The sequence below is a fragment of the Mycolicibacterium duvalii genome, from assembly GCF_010726645.1.
GTDB lineage: Bacteria > Actinomycetota > Actinomycetes > Mycobacteriales > Mycobacteriaceae > Mycobacterium > Mycobacterium duvalii.
On sequence record NZ_AP022563.1, the window covers coordinates 2,697,727 to 2,713,401 of the forward strand.

The window sequence follows — 15,675 nt, forward strand, 5'->3', positions numbered from 1 at the left end:
CACTGAGTGCCATGACGGAACTCGGCGCGGCCCGCGTAGCGGTGTACCTCGACTTCGACAACATCGTGATCTCGCGGTACGACCAGGTCAACGGCCGTAACTCGTTTCAGCGCGACAAGGCCAAGGGCCTGGAGGAATACCCGGACCGCCTGACCCGCGCCACGGTCGACGTCGGGGCCATCATCGACTTCGCGTCGTCGTTCGGCACCTTGGTGCTGACCCGGGCCTACGCCGATTGGTCAGCCGAGATCAATGCCGCCTACCGCGGGCAACTCGTCGGTCGCGCCGTGGACCTGGTCCAGCTGTTCCCGGCAGCGGCGTACGGCAAGAACGGCGCCGACATCCGGCTGGCCGTCGACGCGGTCGAGGACATGTTCCGGTTGCCGGACCTGACGCACGTGGTGATCGTCGGCGGGGACTCCGACTACATCGCGCTGGCGCAGCGATGCAAACGGCTGGGACGTTACGTCGTCGGCATCGGTGTGGCCGGGTCGTCGAGCCGCATGTTGGCGGCGGCCTGCGACGAGTTCGTCACCTACGACGCACTGCCAGGGATCCCGGTGTTCGAGCCCCCGCCGCCCGCCGACGACGAACCCGGCCCGAAGCGGCGCAGCGGGCGGAAGAAGTCTGTCGAGCCGTCCGAGGCAGCCGATGACGAACCCGATCCGCAGGTCGCGGCCACCGGGCTGCTGACCCGCGCGCTGCGCATCGGCATGGAGAAAGACGATGCCGACTGGCTGCACAACTCTGCGGTGAAGGCGCAGATGAAGCGGATGGATCCGTCGTTCAGCGAGAAATCCCTGGGATTCAAATCGTTCAGCGAGTTCCTGCGGTCCCGCGCCGAGGTGGTCGACCTCGACGAAAGCTCGACCACCCGGATGGTGCGGCTGAAGGACAAGGCGTGACGGGACACAAAGCAGGGCAGAGACTCTCGTCTCTGCCCTGCTCTTCTCCGGTGGAGCTGCCGGGAATTGAAACCGGTGCAATTTTCGCACTGAGCTGCAAGTATCCCGCTACTGAACACCTGAAACACGCGGAAACGACGCCCCGCGACCTGCGGCAACAGCGAGAGTTGTTGATGCCATCAACGCCATCACACCCCCGCGCCGCCAAGCGGGTAGCACGTAGCTTTTCCGCGACTAGCCCCGGTCTTGTTGGGATCACCCCGCGCCAGCGGGGAGCACTTCGATGAGGTCAGCGACGACGGTGTGGTGCGCCATGCGGCAACCCACGTGTCGATCGGCCAGCTCAGAACCGCACCGACCCACAAGATCAATCTAGAACGTATTCGCTACCACCGAGACCACTACCTTGTCTGTCTAGAGGAAGGCTCCAAGACGACTGAGCAGTTGCCCAAAAGCTGGGGGCTCCAGCCGACCGTAGGTAGTCCCTGATGCTGACGAGCGGCAGCCTTCACGATCCGCTGCGCTGTCCGGTAATCGATCCGACTCCTTCGCGGCGGCGTGGATCCACGCGCCAGAGCGGTGTGCCGCGAGCACTGTGACCACCGTGTCGGCGGGCTGCGTCGTGACGCCGGATGCAGGCGTAGTTGCGATCTCCATTGGAAGCGCTCGGCTGGGCTCAGGCATAGGCTGCCGCTATGGATCTTGAACAAAGACCCAGTTGGTCGAAGGGTGATCTGCGCCGCCTCGGGGAAGCCCTAGTCATCGACAGAGCCGCGACCCCGGACGACTGCCCCTCATATGGCGAGGTGATGCTCTGGCACAACGAACTCGCGACTGAGGCCGCGATAAGAATCGCGACCGAGCTGTGGGCCGCGACGCCGCCGAACCAGCTGTCGATAACTGCGCGGGCAAAGACGGTCGACACGCTCGTGCAAAAGTTGCAGCGTCAGACGACCTTAAAACTCGGTCAGGTGCAAGACCTCGCCGGTGTGCGCGTCGACGCCGACATGGTCCTCACACATCAAACGGAACTCGCGGAACATATCGCCGAACACTTCGGCGCCGCCCGATCAAGAATCAAAGATATGCGCGAGACTCCACACAGCGGATACAGAGCAGTTCATGTTTGGCTCGCCCTACCCGCTGGTCGTGTCGAGGTGCAGATCAGGACCCTCGCTCAAAGTGAGTGGGCGAACGCCTACGAGGACTTCGCCGAGCTGTTGGGCCGCGGCATCCGCTACGGCGAAAGACACGAGAACGCTGACGTCCGCTTGGTTGTCGATAAGATGCACAGGGTTTCCGAGATCATTGCGCTGCGTGAAAAGGTTATCGACGCAGCGTGGGAAGCAGAGCGCGCCATCGAAGAGTTGGCTGCTGAAGCGGCGTTGGACCCGATGGACAGCCTTGTCAATGAGAACGGCTTGAACACTGCCCAGGTAGTTGGGCTAGGGCGTGCGCAGCTCGCGGAACTCTCAGAAACACTTCTCAAAGTGAGGAGCCAGATAGAGCTTTTCGTTCAGATTCTCCGCGAACTGCGCCGTGACTTACAAGAAGAGGAAGAGGTCTGAGATGCGAGGCTTCGTGATCCAATTCAATCGCCGCACAGGCAACCGCCGTGTCACCGAGTTCGCCACCCCTCACGAGGCGATGGAGTACAGGCTGCAGATGGACGCTGAGCGGGTCGACGAGGACATCGAGATCGTGGCCCTGATCAGCGAGTCACTTGAGACTGTCCGGCGCACGCATTCGCGCTATTTCACCGGCCAGGAACTCCCTGCGAGCCGCTAGTTCCTCGCGATACTCGACGACCCTCAGCGAGTGATCGCTGCGCCATGGCGATCCACGACGCCGTGCAGACACTGAGCGTCGAGGTGCGCGCCTGGTTGCACACCGCCGAGTGCGAAATCCGCGGAACTCACCCGACTCAAGAGTGTGCCCGGCGATGGGGCTCTTCGCCGCCGCGCCTCCGTAGCGGCAGGTTGCGGCACAACTCATCTCGCCCGGCCCGGGCAAGTACACGTACCGGCTAACAACCCGACTCGTCAGGGCTGACTCTTCAGCCAAGATGGACCGGGATGTCATGAGCATCGTCGGCCAGATACCGATACACGGTGGCCCGCGAAACCCCGAGCATCTTCGCGATGTCGGTGACCGCGATGCCCTTCTCTCGTAGGCTACGAGCCTTCGCGGCATCGGCGTCGTCAACCTTGCGCGGACGGCCACCCCTGCGTCCGTTGGCGGCTGCGGCAGCGAGTCCGGCCCGGGTGCGCTCGATCATGGTGTCGCGCTCTAGCTGAGCGAAGGCGGCCATGATCGTCAGCATCGCCTTGCCCATCGGGCCGTCGGTGTGAAGGCCCTCCGTCAAGCTGCGGAAGCCAACGCCGCGAGCGGTCAACTCCTCGACCACGGCGAGCACGTGCTGGGTGTTGCGCCCCAGGCGGTCGAGCTTCCAGACCGTGAGGACATCCCCTTCGCGGAGGTGGTCCAGGCATGCGTCAAGCTGCGCCCGACTTGACGTCGAGCCACTCACGCCGTGGTCGGTAAAGACGCGAGCTGCCCCGGCATCGCGGAGCGCATCGAGTTGAAGCTGGGGGTTCTGGTCGGTGGTGCTGACCCTTGCGTATCCAATGATTGCCATCGCGTCCCTGTCTCACAATTCCGTACTGTTCTAGGTTATGAGAATACTGGTTATGAGACGGGTTTTCAAGACAGCCGACCGCAGCGTTCGCCCCGTCTGCTTCGACCCCGCAAGCGAACCGCCGCAGTCTCATCAACCCATCGTTTACGAGACGCGACGCCTGCAGGCGGAACTGGCACGTCTCTGCTCCGATAAGCTCGCGAGACGTCGCTCAGGAAACGGAGGAGGGCATAAGCATGGCCCAGGCCGAGTTGACGGAGCTGCGGCTGTACGCCTTCAAGAGCGTGCGGAAAGCAACCATCCCGATTAACTCGCTGACTCTCATCGTTGGTCGAAACGGGTCCGGCAAGTCCAACGTCCTTGATGGCCTGACCGTGCTATCTGCCTTGGCCGCAGGGGGCGATCTTCGCGACGCTCTCGATGGCGGACGCGGCGGACCCGTCGTCAGAGGCGGCTCCGAAGGCTGCGCGCCCCTTGGCGAATCATCGTTCCAGATCGGATGCACCGTTGCGTATGAAGGGAGGGAGTACTTCCTTGACCTCGACGTTCAAGTAACCCCTATGGTCCAGGTCAGGTCTGAACGGCTGTGGGCTACGCGACCATCAGGGATCAAGAAGGGCGAGCCGATCGACTACCTCAAGTCGGATCCGCCAGACCCACACTCGGCAGACATTTCAGTCCGATGGCATAACGAGAAGCGCGGCGTCAACCCGGCCATCACGATGCGCGCCAACCAATTGCTGACGTCGCAGGCAGCCACTCGCGTTCCAGCGACCACCCAAGCCGGACGCAAAGTCCACGAAGTGGCTGCGGCGATGCTTGCCGCCATCTCGGGCATCTTCATCCTCGATCCGGTGCCGCATCAAATGCGGGAGTACGTCCCCGAACGTGACAACGTCCTGCGTCGGAATGCGGACAACCTGTCTGCCGTGCTGAGGCGGCTCTCCTCCGAGTCGAAAGTAAGACACTCACTTCTGGAGATGACCCGCCAGCTTTCAGAGGCGCAGGTCTCCAACCTTGCCTCGGTTTCGAGCGAACTCGGAGACGTGATGGTGACAATCGAGGAGAAGATCGGCGGCACCACCCAGCCGGTGTCTGCTCGCCTTATGAGCGATGGCACGTTGCGATTTTTGGCCATCGTTGCAGCCTTGTTGGATAGCCCGGCGCGCTCGTCCAGCGAAATCAGCAGCGGAAGAGTGCTGGTTGCGGAGGAACTCGAAAATGGGCTCCATCCTTCGCAGGCCGCGCTGCTACTCGATCGACTGAAGCAGACTGCCGTCGACCGCCAGACGCGAACGGTCGCCACCACTCATAGTCCGGCCATCCTGGATGCGCTCACCGGCGACGACCATCGCTCCGTTATGGTGTCCACCCGTGACGCCGAAGGTTGGAGCCGTGTCGATCGCCTCACAGACCTCCCCGGTTATTTCGAAGTCGTCGGTCAGACATCTCTAGGAGACAGCGCCGTCCATGACCGAGTGCGTCCGCAACCTGTCGATCGCGACAGAATGTTCAGCACCCTCAGCACGATCTTCGGCACCTAATGCCGGGCGTAGACGTCCTATTCATCGACACCAGCGTCCTGTGCAACTTGCTTAGAGTGCCCGGTCGCTGTGAGCGGGCCGAGGAAATGCAGGAACTGTTCTACGAGCACGTGAACAACAACGTGAACTTCGTTCTTCCCATCACCAGCATCATCGAGACGGGCAACTTCATCCAACAGTGCACCGGTGATCGCTACGCTGCTGCCAACCGCTTCCGGATGGCGCTTGAGGCCGCCGCCGAATCAAGTCCACCCTGGGTCATACACAGGATGAACTGGGATGAGGAGTTCATCACCGCGCTGATCGCAGGTGACTCCACCGGATCGACACTTGTGCACCACTTCACGAATAAGCTCCTCGGCGCAGGTGACCTATCCATCCTTATCGAGCGGGACCTGTTCGCCGCCAGTCGCGCCGTGGGGTCCGTGGAGATATGGACCATTGACGAGAAGCTCGATTCATACCGCCGTGCGTGATGCACCGGGTTGACCCATGTCGCTGAGTGGCGGCCAGGGTGCTCGTGGCTGACTCCAGCTCACCACATTAGGGACGCAGGGCTACATGGAAGTGTGGGGGTCGTCCACCCGCAACGTTCATTCACGGTCCAGCTCGGATTATACGAGTCTCCGTACAGCGACTTCGCGGTCACCGGGCCGGAGGCGATGTTCACCGAAGACGATGTCGACAACATCGTCGAGATCTCAACACGGTGAAGGCAACGCGATGCCCGCCGACCAGGCAATCTGACTTACTGAGCGGTTGAGGGCGTAGACCTTAACGAGATTCTGGGCGTCTACCAGCATTCCAGTCTTTTTCGCGGCGATCGTCGACGACGACAGCATGCTGCGGTCGTAGGCAGTTGCCCAAGGTCGGTTCCGAACGGCGGATGTGCCTCTTCGAGCTCACCCACTACTTCGTGACCCGTCGGAGTATTCGTGCCGTCGAGCAGCAAAGAGTGGAGATCGTGTGCGCACACCCATCCACTGATCACGCTCAACGAATTTCCCCAGGTGTGCTCTCTGAAATTCCTCACCTGTGAGCAGCGGTCAGTGTAGTTGTTAGCGAGTGCCGGTGGTGGCGCGGCGCAGGGTTTGGGCGGCGGCCTGGTGGTCACGGAGGCGGTAGGACTCGCCGTCGAGATTGATGACCACGGAGCGGTGTAGCAGGCGGTCGAGCATGGCGGCTGCGACGGTGGTGTCGCCGAGGATCTCGCCCCAGGCGCCTACGCCACGGTTGGTGGTGATGACAATGCTGGTCTTCAGATAGCGTTGGGAGACAACTTGAAACAGTGCCGAGGCGGCTTCGGCCGGTAGTGGTAGGTAGCCCAGTTCGTCGATCACTAGCAGGGTCGGCCCGGCGTAGAAGCGCATGGTGGTCGCCCAGCGGCCCTCGATCGCGGCGCGATGGCAGCGGGCGGCCAGGTCGGCGGCGGTGGTGAAGTACGTGCGGTAGCCGGCGTATGCGGCGGCTCTGGCCAAGCCGACGCTGAGGTGGGTTTTCCCGGTGCCTGGTGGGCCGATGAGCAGGATATTCGTGGCGGACTCGAGGTAGCGGCAGGTGCCCAGCTCGTCGATGAGCTTGCGGTCGATACCGGCGGCGGCGTCGACGTTGAAGTCATCGAGGGTGGCCGGGGTGGGCAGGCAGGCGAACCGCAACCGGCCGGCCAGGCGGCGGGCGGTGGAGGCTTCGACTTCGACGGCCAGCAGTCTTTCCAGGGCAGCGGTGAGTGAGAGTCCTTCGGCGCTGGCTTGGTCGAGCACCGCCGGAAGGGCTTCAGCGGCCGCGATTAGTTTGAGCTCGGCCAGGTGCGAACGTAGCTGCTGATACCGGCTGGCCGCTGCTGAGGCTGACTCCTCGGCGATGGTCGTGGTGGTGGTCTTCGGGGTGCGTGGGGTGGGAGTCATTGGAGGGTCCTGTTCTGGGCGGCCCGCTCGTAGGCGGACAGATTGGCTGTGTCAACCCGATCTGGGACCACGATGACGGCCTGACTGGGACCCACCTGGCACCGGCTAATCACGCCCTTGGTCTCGGTGGTCACTGCCGAGTGGCGAGGGCTATAGGTATCTGCAGACCTGATCGGGGCTACAGGTTTCGGGCTCTGGGAGGGCTGCATCGTCGCGGAGCGCAGCCACGTTGTCGCGAAGTGTTGTGAGGTCGGCGATCTGCGCGTCGATGTCGGCAAGGCGCGCGTCCAGCAGGTCACGTACGTGGCCGCAGGGAGCTTGGCCGTGGTCGCGGATGTCGAGGATCTGCTTGATCTGGGCGAGGGTGAGCCCGGCCGCTTGGCCGCGGTGGACGAAGTCGATCCGGCTGACCGCGTCGGGGGTGTAGTCGCGGTAGCCGGCCGGTGTGCGTTCGGCCGGGGGCAGCAGCCCTTGCTCTTCGTAGAACCGCAGAGTCTTGGTGGTCGTGCCTGCCGCCTCGGCGAGTTCTCCGATCCGCATCCCGGCCTCCATCGTGTCGCAGGTCTCGCTTGACCTTCCCCTTTACTGGAAGGTCCAGTATCGCTGCATCAGGAGCGTTTCCCAACAGTTCTGGGAGGAATCGGGATGCAGACCAGGTACGACCTCGCGATCATCGGATCCGGCGGCGGTGCGTTCGCGGCGGCCATTCGTGCGACCTCTCTGGGCAAGTCGGTGGTGATGGTCGAGCGTGGCACGTTCGGCGGCACGTGTGTGAACACCGGCTGCGTGCCGTCGAAGGCACTGATCGCAGCCGCGGAGGCCCGGCACGTGGCCGCGGACGCGCCGACCCGGTTCCCGGGCATCGCCAGCGTCGCGGGCGCGGTGGACATGCCGGCCCTGATCGGCGGAAAGCAGGATCTCGTCGAGGCCCTGCGGGGTGAGAAGTACGTCGACGTCGCCGACTCCTACGGTTGGCAGGTCCGCCGCGGCAACGCCGCGTTCGCCGGCACTCCGGATTCGCCCCTGCTCGAGGTCGCCGCGGCGGATGGCAGCGTCGAGACCATCGAGGCAGCGCAGTACCTGGTGGCCACCGGGTCCCGTCCCTGGGCCCCGCCGATCCAAGGGTTGGAGGAGGCCGGGTACCTGACCTCGACTACGGCGATGGAGTTGACCGAGGTCCCCGACTCGCTGCTGGTGCTCGGTGGTGGCTACGTGGCCCTGGAGCAGGCGCAGCTGTTCGCCCGGCTCGGGTCGACGGTGACCCTGCTGGTTCGGTCCCGGCTCGCGTCGAAGGAGGAGTCGGAGGTCTCCAAGGCGCTGCAGGAGGTCTTCGCCGATGAGGGCATCCGGGTGGTCCGCCGAGCGGTCCCGACCCGCGTGACCCGCGACGCCGCCACCGGCCAGGTGGTGGTGACCGCGGACGTCTCCGGTGGCGCGCAGGAGTTCCGCGCCGACGAGGTTCTGGTCGCTCTCGGCCGCCGACCGGTGACCGACGGGCTCAACCTCGACGCGGTCGAGGTGAAGACTGGCGAGGTCGGCGAGATCGTGGTCACCGACCAGCTGCAGTCCTCCAACCCGCGGATCTGGGCGGCCGGTGACGTGACCGGGCACCCCGAGTTCGTCTATGTCGCCGCCCACCACGGCACCGTGGTCGCCGAGAACGCCTTCACCGACGCCGAGCGGTCGGTGGACTACATGCGGCTGCCCCGGGTCACGTTCACCAGTCCCGCGATCGGCGCAGTCGGGATGACTGAGGCCCAAGTCCTCGCGGCCGGGATCCGCTGCGACTGCCGGGTGCTCCCGCTGGAATACGTGCCGCGAACGCTGGTCAACCGGGACACCCGCGGCTTCATCAAGATGGTCGCCAACGCCGACACCGGCGAGATCCTCGGCCTGACCGCGGTCGCCAAGGACGCCGGCGAACTGGCCGCCGCGGGCGTCCACATCATCGGCAAGACCATCGCCGAGGTCGCCGACGCCTGGGCGCCTTACCTGACCATGACCGAGGGCATCCGGATCGTCGCGAAGGCCTTCACCACCGACGTCTCCAAGCTCTCCTGCTGCGCCTGACCCGCACCCACCCCACTCAACGAAGGAGGCATCCGCGATGTCGGACCTCAGCACCCAACTGCCCCAACGACTCACCCGACCCGAGGAGACCGGCCTTGACGCCGGCCTGCTGATCCCGCTGCTGCGGCTGCTCGTCGACGGCGACCCCGTCACCGTCGAGCAACTCGCCGCGGCTGCGAGCCGCACCCTCGATGACGTACGGCGCGGTCTCGCGGCGGTGCCGGACACCGAGTACGACGATCAGGGCCGGATCATCGGCCAGGGCCTCACCCTGCGCCCCACCCCGCACCGGTTCACCGTGGCCGGTGAGGAGCTCTACACCTGGTGTGCGCTGGACACGCTGATCTTCCCCGCCCTGCTGGACCGCCCGGCAAAGGTGGAGTCGGCCTCCCCGGTCAGCGGCGAGCCGGTTCGGGTCAACGTCGACCCCACAGAAGGTGCAACCAGCGTCGATCCGCCCACCGCGGTGGTGTCGCTGGTGAACCCGGAGCAGATCACCTCGATCCGTTCCTCCTTCTGCAACCAGGTGCACTACTTCACCTCCCCCGAGGACGCCGCGGGCTGGCTGGCCGAGCACCCCGGCGCGGAGGTGGTCCCGGTGGCCGAGGCGTGCCGGATCGGGGCCGCCCTCGCCACCGGCCTGCTCAACCGCCTCCAGGCGCCCGCCGCGGCCGACGACAGCCACAGCTGCTGCTGACCCATACCCACTGAAGGGAATGAGAACACCGATGATGTCCAACCACGACGATCGCCCGGGAGGCAGCGGCCTGCTCCTCGGAGCCGGCGCCGCGCTGCTCATGGTCGCCTGTTGCGCCCTGCTCCCCATCCTCATCGCCGGTGGCGCGATCGCCGGTATCGGCGCGTTCCTCCGCAACCCGTGGGTCATCGGCGCCGGGATCGCCCTGGCGATCCTCGCGCTGATTGCCATCTCCCGCCGCGGCGGCGGCACCGCCGGCCACGGCTGCTGCCCGCCCATGCCCACCAACGAAAACGTCGACCCGAAGGACGAGCAGAACCGATGAGAATCACCCGCCGCCACCACGCCGCGCTCTCGATCGCCGCCGTACTCGCCGCCGGATCGCTGACCCTGACCGCCTGCGGCAACAGTGCCGACCCCGCGACCGCCGGTTCCGGTTCACCCGCCACCGTGACCAGCGTCGATGGCCAGCAGATCAGCCTGCCCGCCAACGGGAAGCCCACCGCGGTGTTCTTCTTCTCCGTCGGGTGCGGCGAATGCGTCAACGGCGTCCGGTCCCTCGGCGAGGCCGCCACCACCGCCGAGAACGCCGGCACCGTGGCAAGCTTCCTCGCCGTCGACATGGACCCCGGCGAATCCAAGGCCCTGATCGGCGACTTCATGGAGTCCGTCGACGCCGAACACGTACCGGCCGCAATCGACGATGGCGCGGCACTCTCCCGGCGATTCGAGGTGGCCGCTCTGTCCACCCTGATCGTCGTCGACGCCGACGGCACGGTGACCTTCCGCGCCACCGACCCCGACGCCGCGACGATCACCGCCGAACTGGCAAAGGCCGGAGCCTGACCCATGGGCGGACTGCTCACCCTCGCCTTCGCGGCCGGCATGGTCGCGCCCGTGAACCCGTGCGGGTTCGCGCTACTCCCGGCCTGGATCACCCACACCCTCGGCGACACCGATGCCTCAACGGTCCCGGTGCGGCTGCTGCGGGCGCTGCGGGCCGGTCTCGTGTTGGCGGTGGGGTTCGCCGGCACCCTCGCGGCAGCTGGCCTGGTAGTCAGCGCCGGCGCCCGAGGGCTGATTCGCGCCGCGCCGTCGCTTGGCCTGGCCGTCGGCATCCTGCTGGTGGTTCTCGGCCTGTGGATGCTAGCCGGACGCTCGGTCTCGGTGCGGGTGCCTCGGATCCCCGGCCGGGCAGCCGCGGGACTCCCACCCACTGCCCGGATGGCTGCGTTTGGGGTCGGCTACGCGCTGGCTTCGCTGTCGTGCACGTTCGGGGTGATCCTCGCGGTCATCGCGCAGGCGCAGGCCACCTACAGCTATGCCGGGCTCCTGCTCGTCTTCGGTGTCTACGCTGCTGGCTCGGCGACCGTCCTGCTGCTGCTCGCCCTGGCCACCGCCGCGGCAGGCAGCGGACTCACCCGCCACGTCGCGCGATTGGCCCGCCATGGCCCACGGGTCACCGCTGTCGTCCTGCTGCTCACCGGCGCCTATCTGGCCTGGTACTGGTACCCGGCGGCCACCAGCGACGCCCCGGTCGCCGCGGGCCGTGGTGGCGGACTCACTGACGTCTCCGCGGTGGTCTCCAGCTGGATCCAGACACGGGCGACACTCATCGGCGCGCTCGCTGCCGCGTCTGCGCTGGTAGTGCTGGCGCTCGGGGTTCTCCAGCGACGCCGCCGGATCCTTCGGGGGCGCCCGATGACCACGCGGGACAGCACGCAGTGACAGCCCACCGGGTGCGGCGTGCGCACGAAACAGGCTCGGTTGATTGCGTCACCGCGACGCGTTCCCTGACCGGGTCGACGCCAGCCGGTAGGAGTCGGTACCAGTTTCGATGATGTTGCCGCCGAAGGTGAGGCGGTCGACGATGGCCGCGCACAGGCGCGGGTCCGTGAAGGTCTTGGTCCAGCCGGCGAAGCCCTCGTTGGACGCGATTGCCACGCTGTTCTTCTCCTCTCGCTCGGTGAGGACCTGGAAGAGGAGTTCGGCGCCGCGGCGGTCCAGTTCCATGTAGCCGAGCTCGTCAATGCAGAGCAGGTCGACGCGGCCGTAACGAGCGATCGTGCGGGCCAACTGCTTCTCATCGGCTGCTTCTACAAGCTCGTTCACCAGCCTCGTGGCGAGGGTGTACTTTACCCGGAATCCCTTTTCCGCGGCTGCGGTCCCCATGCCGATGAGCAGGTGAGACTTGCCGGTGCCGGAATCCCCGATCAGGCACAGCGGCTGGCCCTTCCGCACCCACTCGCCGGTCGCCAACTGGTGGATGGTGGCGGGGTTGATGTTCGAGTTGGCGTCGAAGTCGAAGTCCGCGAGGAACTTGCTCCGCGGGAACCCGGCGCCGTTCACGCGCCGGATGGTGGACCGACGGTCGCGGTCGTCGCACTCGGCCAGGAGCAGCTCGGCGAGGAATCCGGTGTAGGTCAACTGGTCCTTGTTCGCCGCCGCGACCGCGTCGCCAAGCAGGGCCCGCATGGTCGGGAGCCGGAGCCTCCGGCAGGCCTGGTCGACCGCCGCTACGGCGGCTTCCTCGGTCAGGCCGCGGCGGCGGCGCAAGGTGGTGGTCACGCTGGTGACTGTGCTCATCGGGGTGCTCCGCTCTCATCGGGACTCATCGGGTCGGGGTGGTGGTCGGTGCCGGTGCGGCGGCCGAGCAGTTGCTGGTATTTCTCCATCGACGGCAGCGGCCGGGTGTCGGGCGGGAGGCCGGCGATGACCGCGGCCGGGTCGAGCAGCAGGCGTTCGGTGAGGGACACGACCTTCCGGCTGCGCTTGGCGTCGCCATCTCGTCGTTCGCCATCGCTGGGCTGCGCAACGGGATGACGGTCTGAACTGGCCCCGGTGGGCGCTGCGAGGGTGGTGTGCAGGCGTGCTTCGACCGCGACCACATCAGCTGAGACTGCACCGACGCTCACTGCGGCGAGCAGCCCGGCTTCGACTTCGTCGGCGGCCATGGCGCGGTGCAGTAGGAGCACGTCGATCAGTTCCCGGGTGCCGACCGCATCCCCGAGCCGCCTGCGGGCGTTCGCCCAGAACGCCTCATGCGCAGGCGTGAACGCCCCCGATTCGCGGGCCTGCGCCAACGCGGTGGAGCCTGGCAATGCGCCCGGCTTACCCTTGAGCACCTCGAGGTAGTGGTCGAGGTTCACCGACTGGCCACCCCTTGTGATGACGCGGGCGTGCCGGGCGATCTGGAGTCGGCCGTCGAACACGACGACCTCGGATGCGCGCAAGGAGACGCGGACGCGGCGGTGGATGAACCGCGCCGGGACGGAGTACCGGGCCATGCGGACGGTGATCATCGCGGAGCGGTCGACCATCGGGTTCAGCATCAGCCCGGGGTCGAACCCCTCGACCGGGAGCGGCGCGAGGTTCTCGCGTTCGGTCGCGAAGTCCTCGCCGACGGTCCGGATCCGCGACGAGATCCGTCGGCGGTCGTCGGCGGCGTCCAAGGCACGGACCTTCTCGTTCAGCTCGTCGAGCGAGTCGACGACGGGCATGGGCACGAGGTGCTGGCGGCGGAACCGGCCGACGTCGCCTTCCACACCGCCCTTCTCATGTGCCCCGGCGATGCCCGGCTGGCAGTAGAACGCGTCGAACCCGAAGTGAGAGCGGAACAGCACCCAGCGGTCGTTCTCTACCCGCTCACGACCGCGCGCGTTGACGACCCGGGTGACTGCGGCGGTGAGGTTGTCGTACCGGACGTGCCGGGCGGGGATGCCGCCGATCTCGTTGAACGCGGCGATGTGGCCCTCGAGGAACGCCTCTTGGCCTTGGGTGGCGTAGATCCGGTGCACCGCCTTCCCGGAGTAACTCAACCTGAATGTGAAGAGGAAGACCTTCGTCTTCACCCCGGCCAGGATGACGTAGAGCTCGCCGAAGTCGACTTCTGCTTCTGCGCCTGGCGCGTGCTCCTGGGGGATCATGACTTCGACCCGGCGGCCAGCTTCGAGGCCGATCTGCGTGCGGCGGATGCGGACGTAGTCGCGAACCGTCGAGTACGACACCTCAATGGCGTCGTGTTCCTCGATGAGGCGGACGTGGATCCGGCGGGCGGTGTGCCGTTGCTTCCGCGGCGCCTCAAGGTCGGCGCGGAGCATGTCGTCGATGGCCGACTTGAACGGATCCAACCGGGGCGAGGAACGCACCGGGGTCTTCCGCGGCGGTGGTTCCGCGGACGTGAGGGCCCGGCGAACGGTGCCGCGTCCGACTTGGTGCTTGCGTGCGAGCGCTCGGATCGACATGCCCTCGACCCGGGCGTCCCGACGGATCGCAGCGAACAGTTCCACACGCACCCTCATCCCGAAACCCACTTCCGGTGCCGCGAGGACCGCTGGATGCGGGTCCTCCTGACGCCACGGAAGTGGGTCCAGATCAAGCCGTCACGACGCCACGCCGAAGCCCGGGTGGGTCCCGAATCAGACCGTCACACTGGTCCCGAATCAGACTGTCACCGCCAGACAGATCGATCACGGTGGAATCGGTTGATGGAGTGTGGGATTGGTCGATACTTGAAGCGGTGTTGTGCTGCTGGAGTAGTTGTGCGGCGGCGGCTTTAGCGGCCGGACCGGGTGGGATGCGTTCCTTGCGGCGGTGTGGGCGCCCGGTGGTGGCAGTGGCCATCGCGGCGCTGTCCAAGGCGATGACATGGCCGCTGTCACGCACCATCAGCCCGAGACCGTCAGCGGCCATCCGATGCCGGGCGATCACGATGCCGCTGGTGGTGGCGATGTCGAGGAATTCAGCGCCGACCGGATGGGACACCGCGACTTGGGCGGCGGCCAGTTCTGGGGGCACTGAGTAGCGGTTGCCGCGGTAGGACACCAATGCCTGGCGTGAGGCGGTGCGGGTCTCGGAGACGATCACCGGATACGGCAGCGCCGGCGGCGGGGTCAGGGGTTCAGCCTTGGCCACTACGGCGACCGAGGACCGGCCCTCGGCGGTGGCCCGTAGCCGGGTGTCGCCGCGCACCAGGGCGAAGCGGTCCACGCTGGCCTGAGCCGCCTCGACGGTGATGTCGTCGGCCAGGGTGCGCCACCAGCGTTGCGCGGCGGTGTGGTTGACCTTTTCCACCACACCTTTGCGGTTGCCGCGCCGAGGCGGGCAGATGGCCACCGAGACCCCGTAGTGCTTAGCCACCCCGGCGAACGACGTGGTCACCCGGCCGCTGCCGGGGTCGCAGACTGTGGCCATCCGATCGAAGCGCCACACCCGCGTGCACCCGCCCAACCCGCGGGTCACGCGGTCGAGGCCGGCGACCAAGTGCGGCTGATCCTCGGCCGGGGCCAGCGCGGCTCGCCACTTGCCGGAGTGGGCCAACGAGCCGACGAGTAAGTGTGCGGTCTTGCCCCATCCCCAGGACGCGGGCGGATCGGGCAATTCCAGCCAGTCCCATTGGGTTTCCTCACCCGGGGCGTGTGGGATCACCGAGTTCGGACGCTGGGTGGCCGTGCGGCACGCCTGGCAGACCGGACGCAGATCCCGAGCACGGATGTTGCGGGTCAGGCTCTGATACGACAGACCGAACCCCAACTCCTCGAGCTCGTCGAACAGAGTGCGGGCCCACAGGTGCGGGTCCTCGATCAGTCGGGCGGTGACGTAGTCGACGAACGGCTCGAACGGATCCGGGCCACTGCGGGCCCGGACCCCCGGTTCGCCGTCACCGGCCAGATACTTGCGGATCGTCTTGCGGTCGAACCCGGTGTGGCGGGCGATCGCTGAGATCGTCAAACCACGTTTGCGTAGGGCATGTACTTCCAAGTCGTCCTCCCATGTGAGCATGAGAAAGCGGGCCTCCTTCGATGGAGCAACTGGCGTCAGACACCAGCAGCTTCGAGGGAGGCCCGCCCTTCTCGGCGGAGCCATGTCAGCTCCGGTTGAATCCTGAGCAGCCTGCTCCGGTTGAAAAGTGAGCAGG

At 66.3% G+C, this 15,675-nt stretch carries 16 protein-coding genes; 10 read left to right on the plus strand and 6 right to left on the minus strand.

Annotated features, from left to right (window positions below; all coding sequences use genetic code 11):
* Positions 1 to 11: 11 nt before the first annotated feature.
* The 3 genes from G6N31_RS12670 (at position 12) to G6N31_RS12680 (ending at position 2,693) form a co-directional block, all read left to right on the plus strand.
* Complete coding sequence (locus G6N31_RS12670; RefSeq protein WP_098002876.1) at positions 12 to 905, plus strand: NYN domain-containing protein; 894 nt, start codon at positions 12 to 14, stop codon at positions 903 to 905.
* Between the two features lie 695 nt (positions 906 to 1,600).
* Positions 1,601 to 2,473 carry a RelA/SpoT-related domain-containing protein gene (locus G6N31_RS12675; protein WP_098002877.1) on the plus strand — a complete coding sequence of 291 codons (873 nt, stop codon included), beginning with the start codon at positions 1,601 to 1,603 and terminating at the stop codon, positions 2,471 to 2,473.
* Between the two features lies 1 nt (position 2,474).
* The gene (locus G6N31_RS12680) at positions 2,475 to 2,693 is read left to right on the plus strand and encodes a hypothetical protein (RefSeq protein WP_098002878.1); all 219 of its coding nucleotides are present in this window, start codon (positions 2,475 to 2,477) and stop codon (positions 2,691 to 2,693) included.
* Positions 2,694 to 2,961: 268 nt separating this feature from the next.
* On the opposite strand, the gene G6N31_RS12685 is transcribed toward G6N31_RS12680, so the two are convergent.
* On the minus strand, positions 2,962 to 3,543 hold the full coding sequence (locus tag G6N31_RS12685) for a recombinase family protein (protein WP_098002879.1): 582 nt from the start codon (positions 3,541 to 3,543) through the stop codon (positions 2,962 to 2,964).
* Between the two features lie 236 nt (positions 3,544 to 3,779).
* Between G6N31_RS12685 and G6N31_RS12690 the strand changes: the two genes are divergently transcribed.
* Both G6N31_RS12690 and G6N31_RS12695 read left to right on the plus strand, forming a co-directional pair.
* A complete protein-coding gene (locus G6N31_RS12690) occupies positions 3,780 to 5,087 on the plus strand; it encodes an AAA family ATPase (RefSeq protein WP_098002880.1) in 1,308 nt (435 codons plus the stop codon).
* Positions 5,087 to 5,563, plus strand: coding sequence for a hypothetical protein (locus G6N31_RS12695; protein ID WP_098002881.1), 477 nt, complete (start codon positions 5,087 to 5,089; stop codon positions 5,561 to 5,563). Before G6N31_RS12690 ends, G6N31_RS12695 begins: the two co-directional genes overlap by 1 nt.
* Before the next feature lie 582 nt (positions 5,564 to 6,145).
* On the opposite strand, the gene istB (G6N31_RS12700) is transcribed toward G6N31_RS12695, so the two are convergent.
* Positions 6,146 to 6,991, minus strand: a complete 846-nt coding sequence (gene istB / locus G6N31_RS12700) for an IS21-like element helper ATPase IstB (RefSeq protein ID WP_098002882.1) — start codon at positions 6,989 to 6,991, stop codon at positions 6,146 to 6,148.
* Between the two features lie 150 nt (positions 6,992 to 7,141).
* Positions 7,142 to 7,531, minus strand: coding sequence for a heavy metal-responsive transcriptional regulator (locus G6N31_RS12705; RefSeq protein WP_006246584.1), 390 nt, complete (start codon positions 7,529 to 7,531; stop codon positions 7,142 to 7,144).
* Positions 7,532 to 7,636: 105 nt separating this feature from the next.
* Here G6N31_RS12705 and merA point away from each other — a divergent pair, with 105 nt between their 5' ends.
* The 5 genes from merA to G6N31_RS12730 are packed head-to-tail and all read left to right on the plus strand — an operon-like array spanning position 7,637 to position 11,486.
* Positions 7,637 to 9,061 (plus strand): mercury(II) reductase, encoded by a 1,425-nt coding sequence (gene merA / locus G6N31_RS12710; RefSeq protein WP_006246583.1) that lies wholly within the window; start codon positions 7,637 to 7,639, stop codon positions 9,059 to 9,061.
* A gap of 37 nt (positions 9,062 to 9,098) precedes the next feature.
* On the plus strand, positions 9,099 to 9,758 hold the full coding sequence (gene merB / locus G6N31_RS12715; protein WP_006246582.1) for an organomercurial lyase MerB: 660 nt from the start codon (positions 9,099 to 9,101) through the stop codon (positions 9,756 to 9,758).
* A 31-nt stretch (positions 9,759 to 9,789) separates the two neighbouring features.
* A complete protein-coding gene (gene merT, locus G6N31_RS12720; protein WP_006246581.1) occupies positions 9,790 to 10,083 on the plus strand; it encodes a mercuric ion transporter MerT in 294 nt (97 codons plus the stop codon).
* Positions 10,080 to 10,604: a TlpA family protein disulfide reductase gene (locus tag G6N31_RS12725; RefSeq protein WP_006246580.1), complete on the plus strand. Its 525-nt coding sequence runs from the start codon at positions 10,080 to 10,082 to the stop codon at positions 10,602 to 10,604. Before merT ends, G6N31_RS12725 begins: the two co-directional genes overlap by 4 nt.
* 3 nt (positions 10,605 to 10,607) lie before the next feature.
* Positions 10,608 to 11,486 carry a cytochrome c biogenesis CcdA family protein gene (locus G6N31_RS12730; RefSeq protein WP_048472691.1) on the plus strand — a complete coding sequence of 293 codons (879 nt, stop codon included), beginning with the start codon at positions 10,608 to 10,610 and terminating at the stop codon, positions 11,484 to 11,486.
* A 48-nt stretch (positions 11,487 to 11,534) separates the two neighbouring features.
* On the opposite strand, the gene istB (G6N31_RS12735) is transcribed toward G6N31_RS12730, so the two are convergent.
* The 3 genes from istB (G6N31_RS12735) to G6N31_RS12745 form a co-directional block, all read right to left on the minus strand.
* Positions 11,535 to 12,344 carry an IS21-like element helper ATPase IstB gene (gene istB / locus G6N31_RS12735; RefSeq protein ID WP_006246577.1) on the minus strand — a complete coding sequence of 270 codons (810 nt, stop codon included), beginning with the start codon at positions 12,342 to 12,344 and terminating at the stop codon, positions 11,535 to 11,537.
* Entirely contained in the window at positions 12,341 to 14,059 is a 1,719-nt protein-coding gene (istA, locus tag G6N31_RS12740) for an IS21 family transposase (RefSeq protein ID WP_008720624.1), read from the minus strand. The genes istB (G6N31_RS12735) and istA overlap by 4 nt, the downstream gene beginning before the upstream one ends.
* Positions 14,060 to 14,132: 73 nt before the next feature.
* Complete coding sequence (locus G6N31_RS12745; protein ID WP_098002883.1) at positions 14,133 to 15,539, minus strand: Mu transposase domain-containing protein; 1,407 nt, start codon at positions 15,537 to 15,539, stop codon at positions 14,133 to 14,135.
* Positions 15,540 to 15,675: the final 136 nt, after the last annotated feature.

Excerpts from the sequence above, each read along its gene's own strand:
- G6N31_RS12695 (WP_098002881.1), top strand. The coding sequence starts at position 5,087 with ATGCCGGGCGTAGACGTCCTATTCATCGACACCAGCGTCCTGTGCAAC.
- istB (WP_098002882.1), bottom strand. The coding sequence starts at position 6,991 with ATGACTCCCACCCCACGCACCCCGAAGACCACCACCACGACCATCGCC.
- merB (WP_006246582.1), top strand. The coding sequence starts at position 9,099 with ATGTCGGACCTCAGCACCCAACTGCCCCAACGACTCACCCGACCCGAG.
- G6N31_RS12670 (WP_098002876.1), top strand. The coding sequence starts at position 12 with ATGACGGAACTCGGCGCGGCCCGCGTAGCGGTGTACCTCGACTTCGAC.
- istB (WP_006246577.1), bottom strand. The coding sequence starts at position 12,344 with ATGAGCACAGTCACCAGCGTGACCACCACCTTGCGCCGCCGCCGCGGC.
- G6N31_RS12725 (WP_006246580.1), top strand. The coding sequence starts at position 10,080 with ATGAGAATCACCCGCCGCCACCACGCCGCGCTCTCGATCGCCGCCGTA.
- merT (WP_006246581.1), top strand. The coding sequence starts at position 9,790 with ATGATGTCCAACCACGACGATCGCCCGGGAGGCAGCGGCCTGCTCCTC.
- G6N31_RS12690 (WP_098002880.1), top strand. The coding sequence starts at position 3,780 with ATGGCCCAGGCCGAGTTGACGGAGCTGCGGCTGTACGCCTTCAAGAGC.
- istA (WP_008720624.1), bottom strand. The coding sequence starts at position 14,059 with ATGAGGGTGCGTGTGGAACTGTTCGCTGCGATCCGTCGGGACGCCCGG.
- G6N31_RS12675 (WP_098002877.1), top strand. The coding sequence starts at position 1,601 with ATGGATCTTGAACAAAGACCCAGTTGGTCGAAGGGTGATCTGCGCCGC.
- G6N31_RS12685 (WP_098002879.1), bottom strand. The coding sequence starts at position 3,543 with ATGGCAATCATTGGATACGCAAGGGTCAGCACCACCGACCAGAACCCC.
- G6N31_RS12705 (WP_006246584.1), bottom strand. The coding sequence starts at position 7,531 with ATGCGGATCGGAGAACTCGCCGAGGCGGCAGGCACGACCACCAAGACT.
- G6N31_RS12730 (WP_048472691.1), top strand. The coding sequence starts at position 10,608 with ATGGGCGGACTGCTCACCCTCGCCTTCGCGGCCGGCATGGTCGCGCCC.
- G6N31_RS12745 (WP_098002883.1), bottom strand. The coding sequence starts at position 15,539 with ATGCTCACATGGGAGGACGACTTGGAAGTACATGCCCTACGCAAACGT.
- G6N31_RS12680 (WP_098002878.1), top strand. The coding sequence starts at position 2,475 with ATGCGAGGCTTCGTGATCCAATTCAATCGCCGCACAGGCAACCGCCGT.
- merA (WP_006246583.1), top strand. The coding sequence starts at position 7,637 with ATGCAGACCAGGTACGACCTCGCGATCATCGGATCCGGCGGCGGTGCG.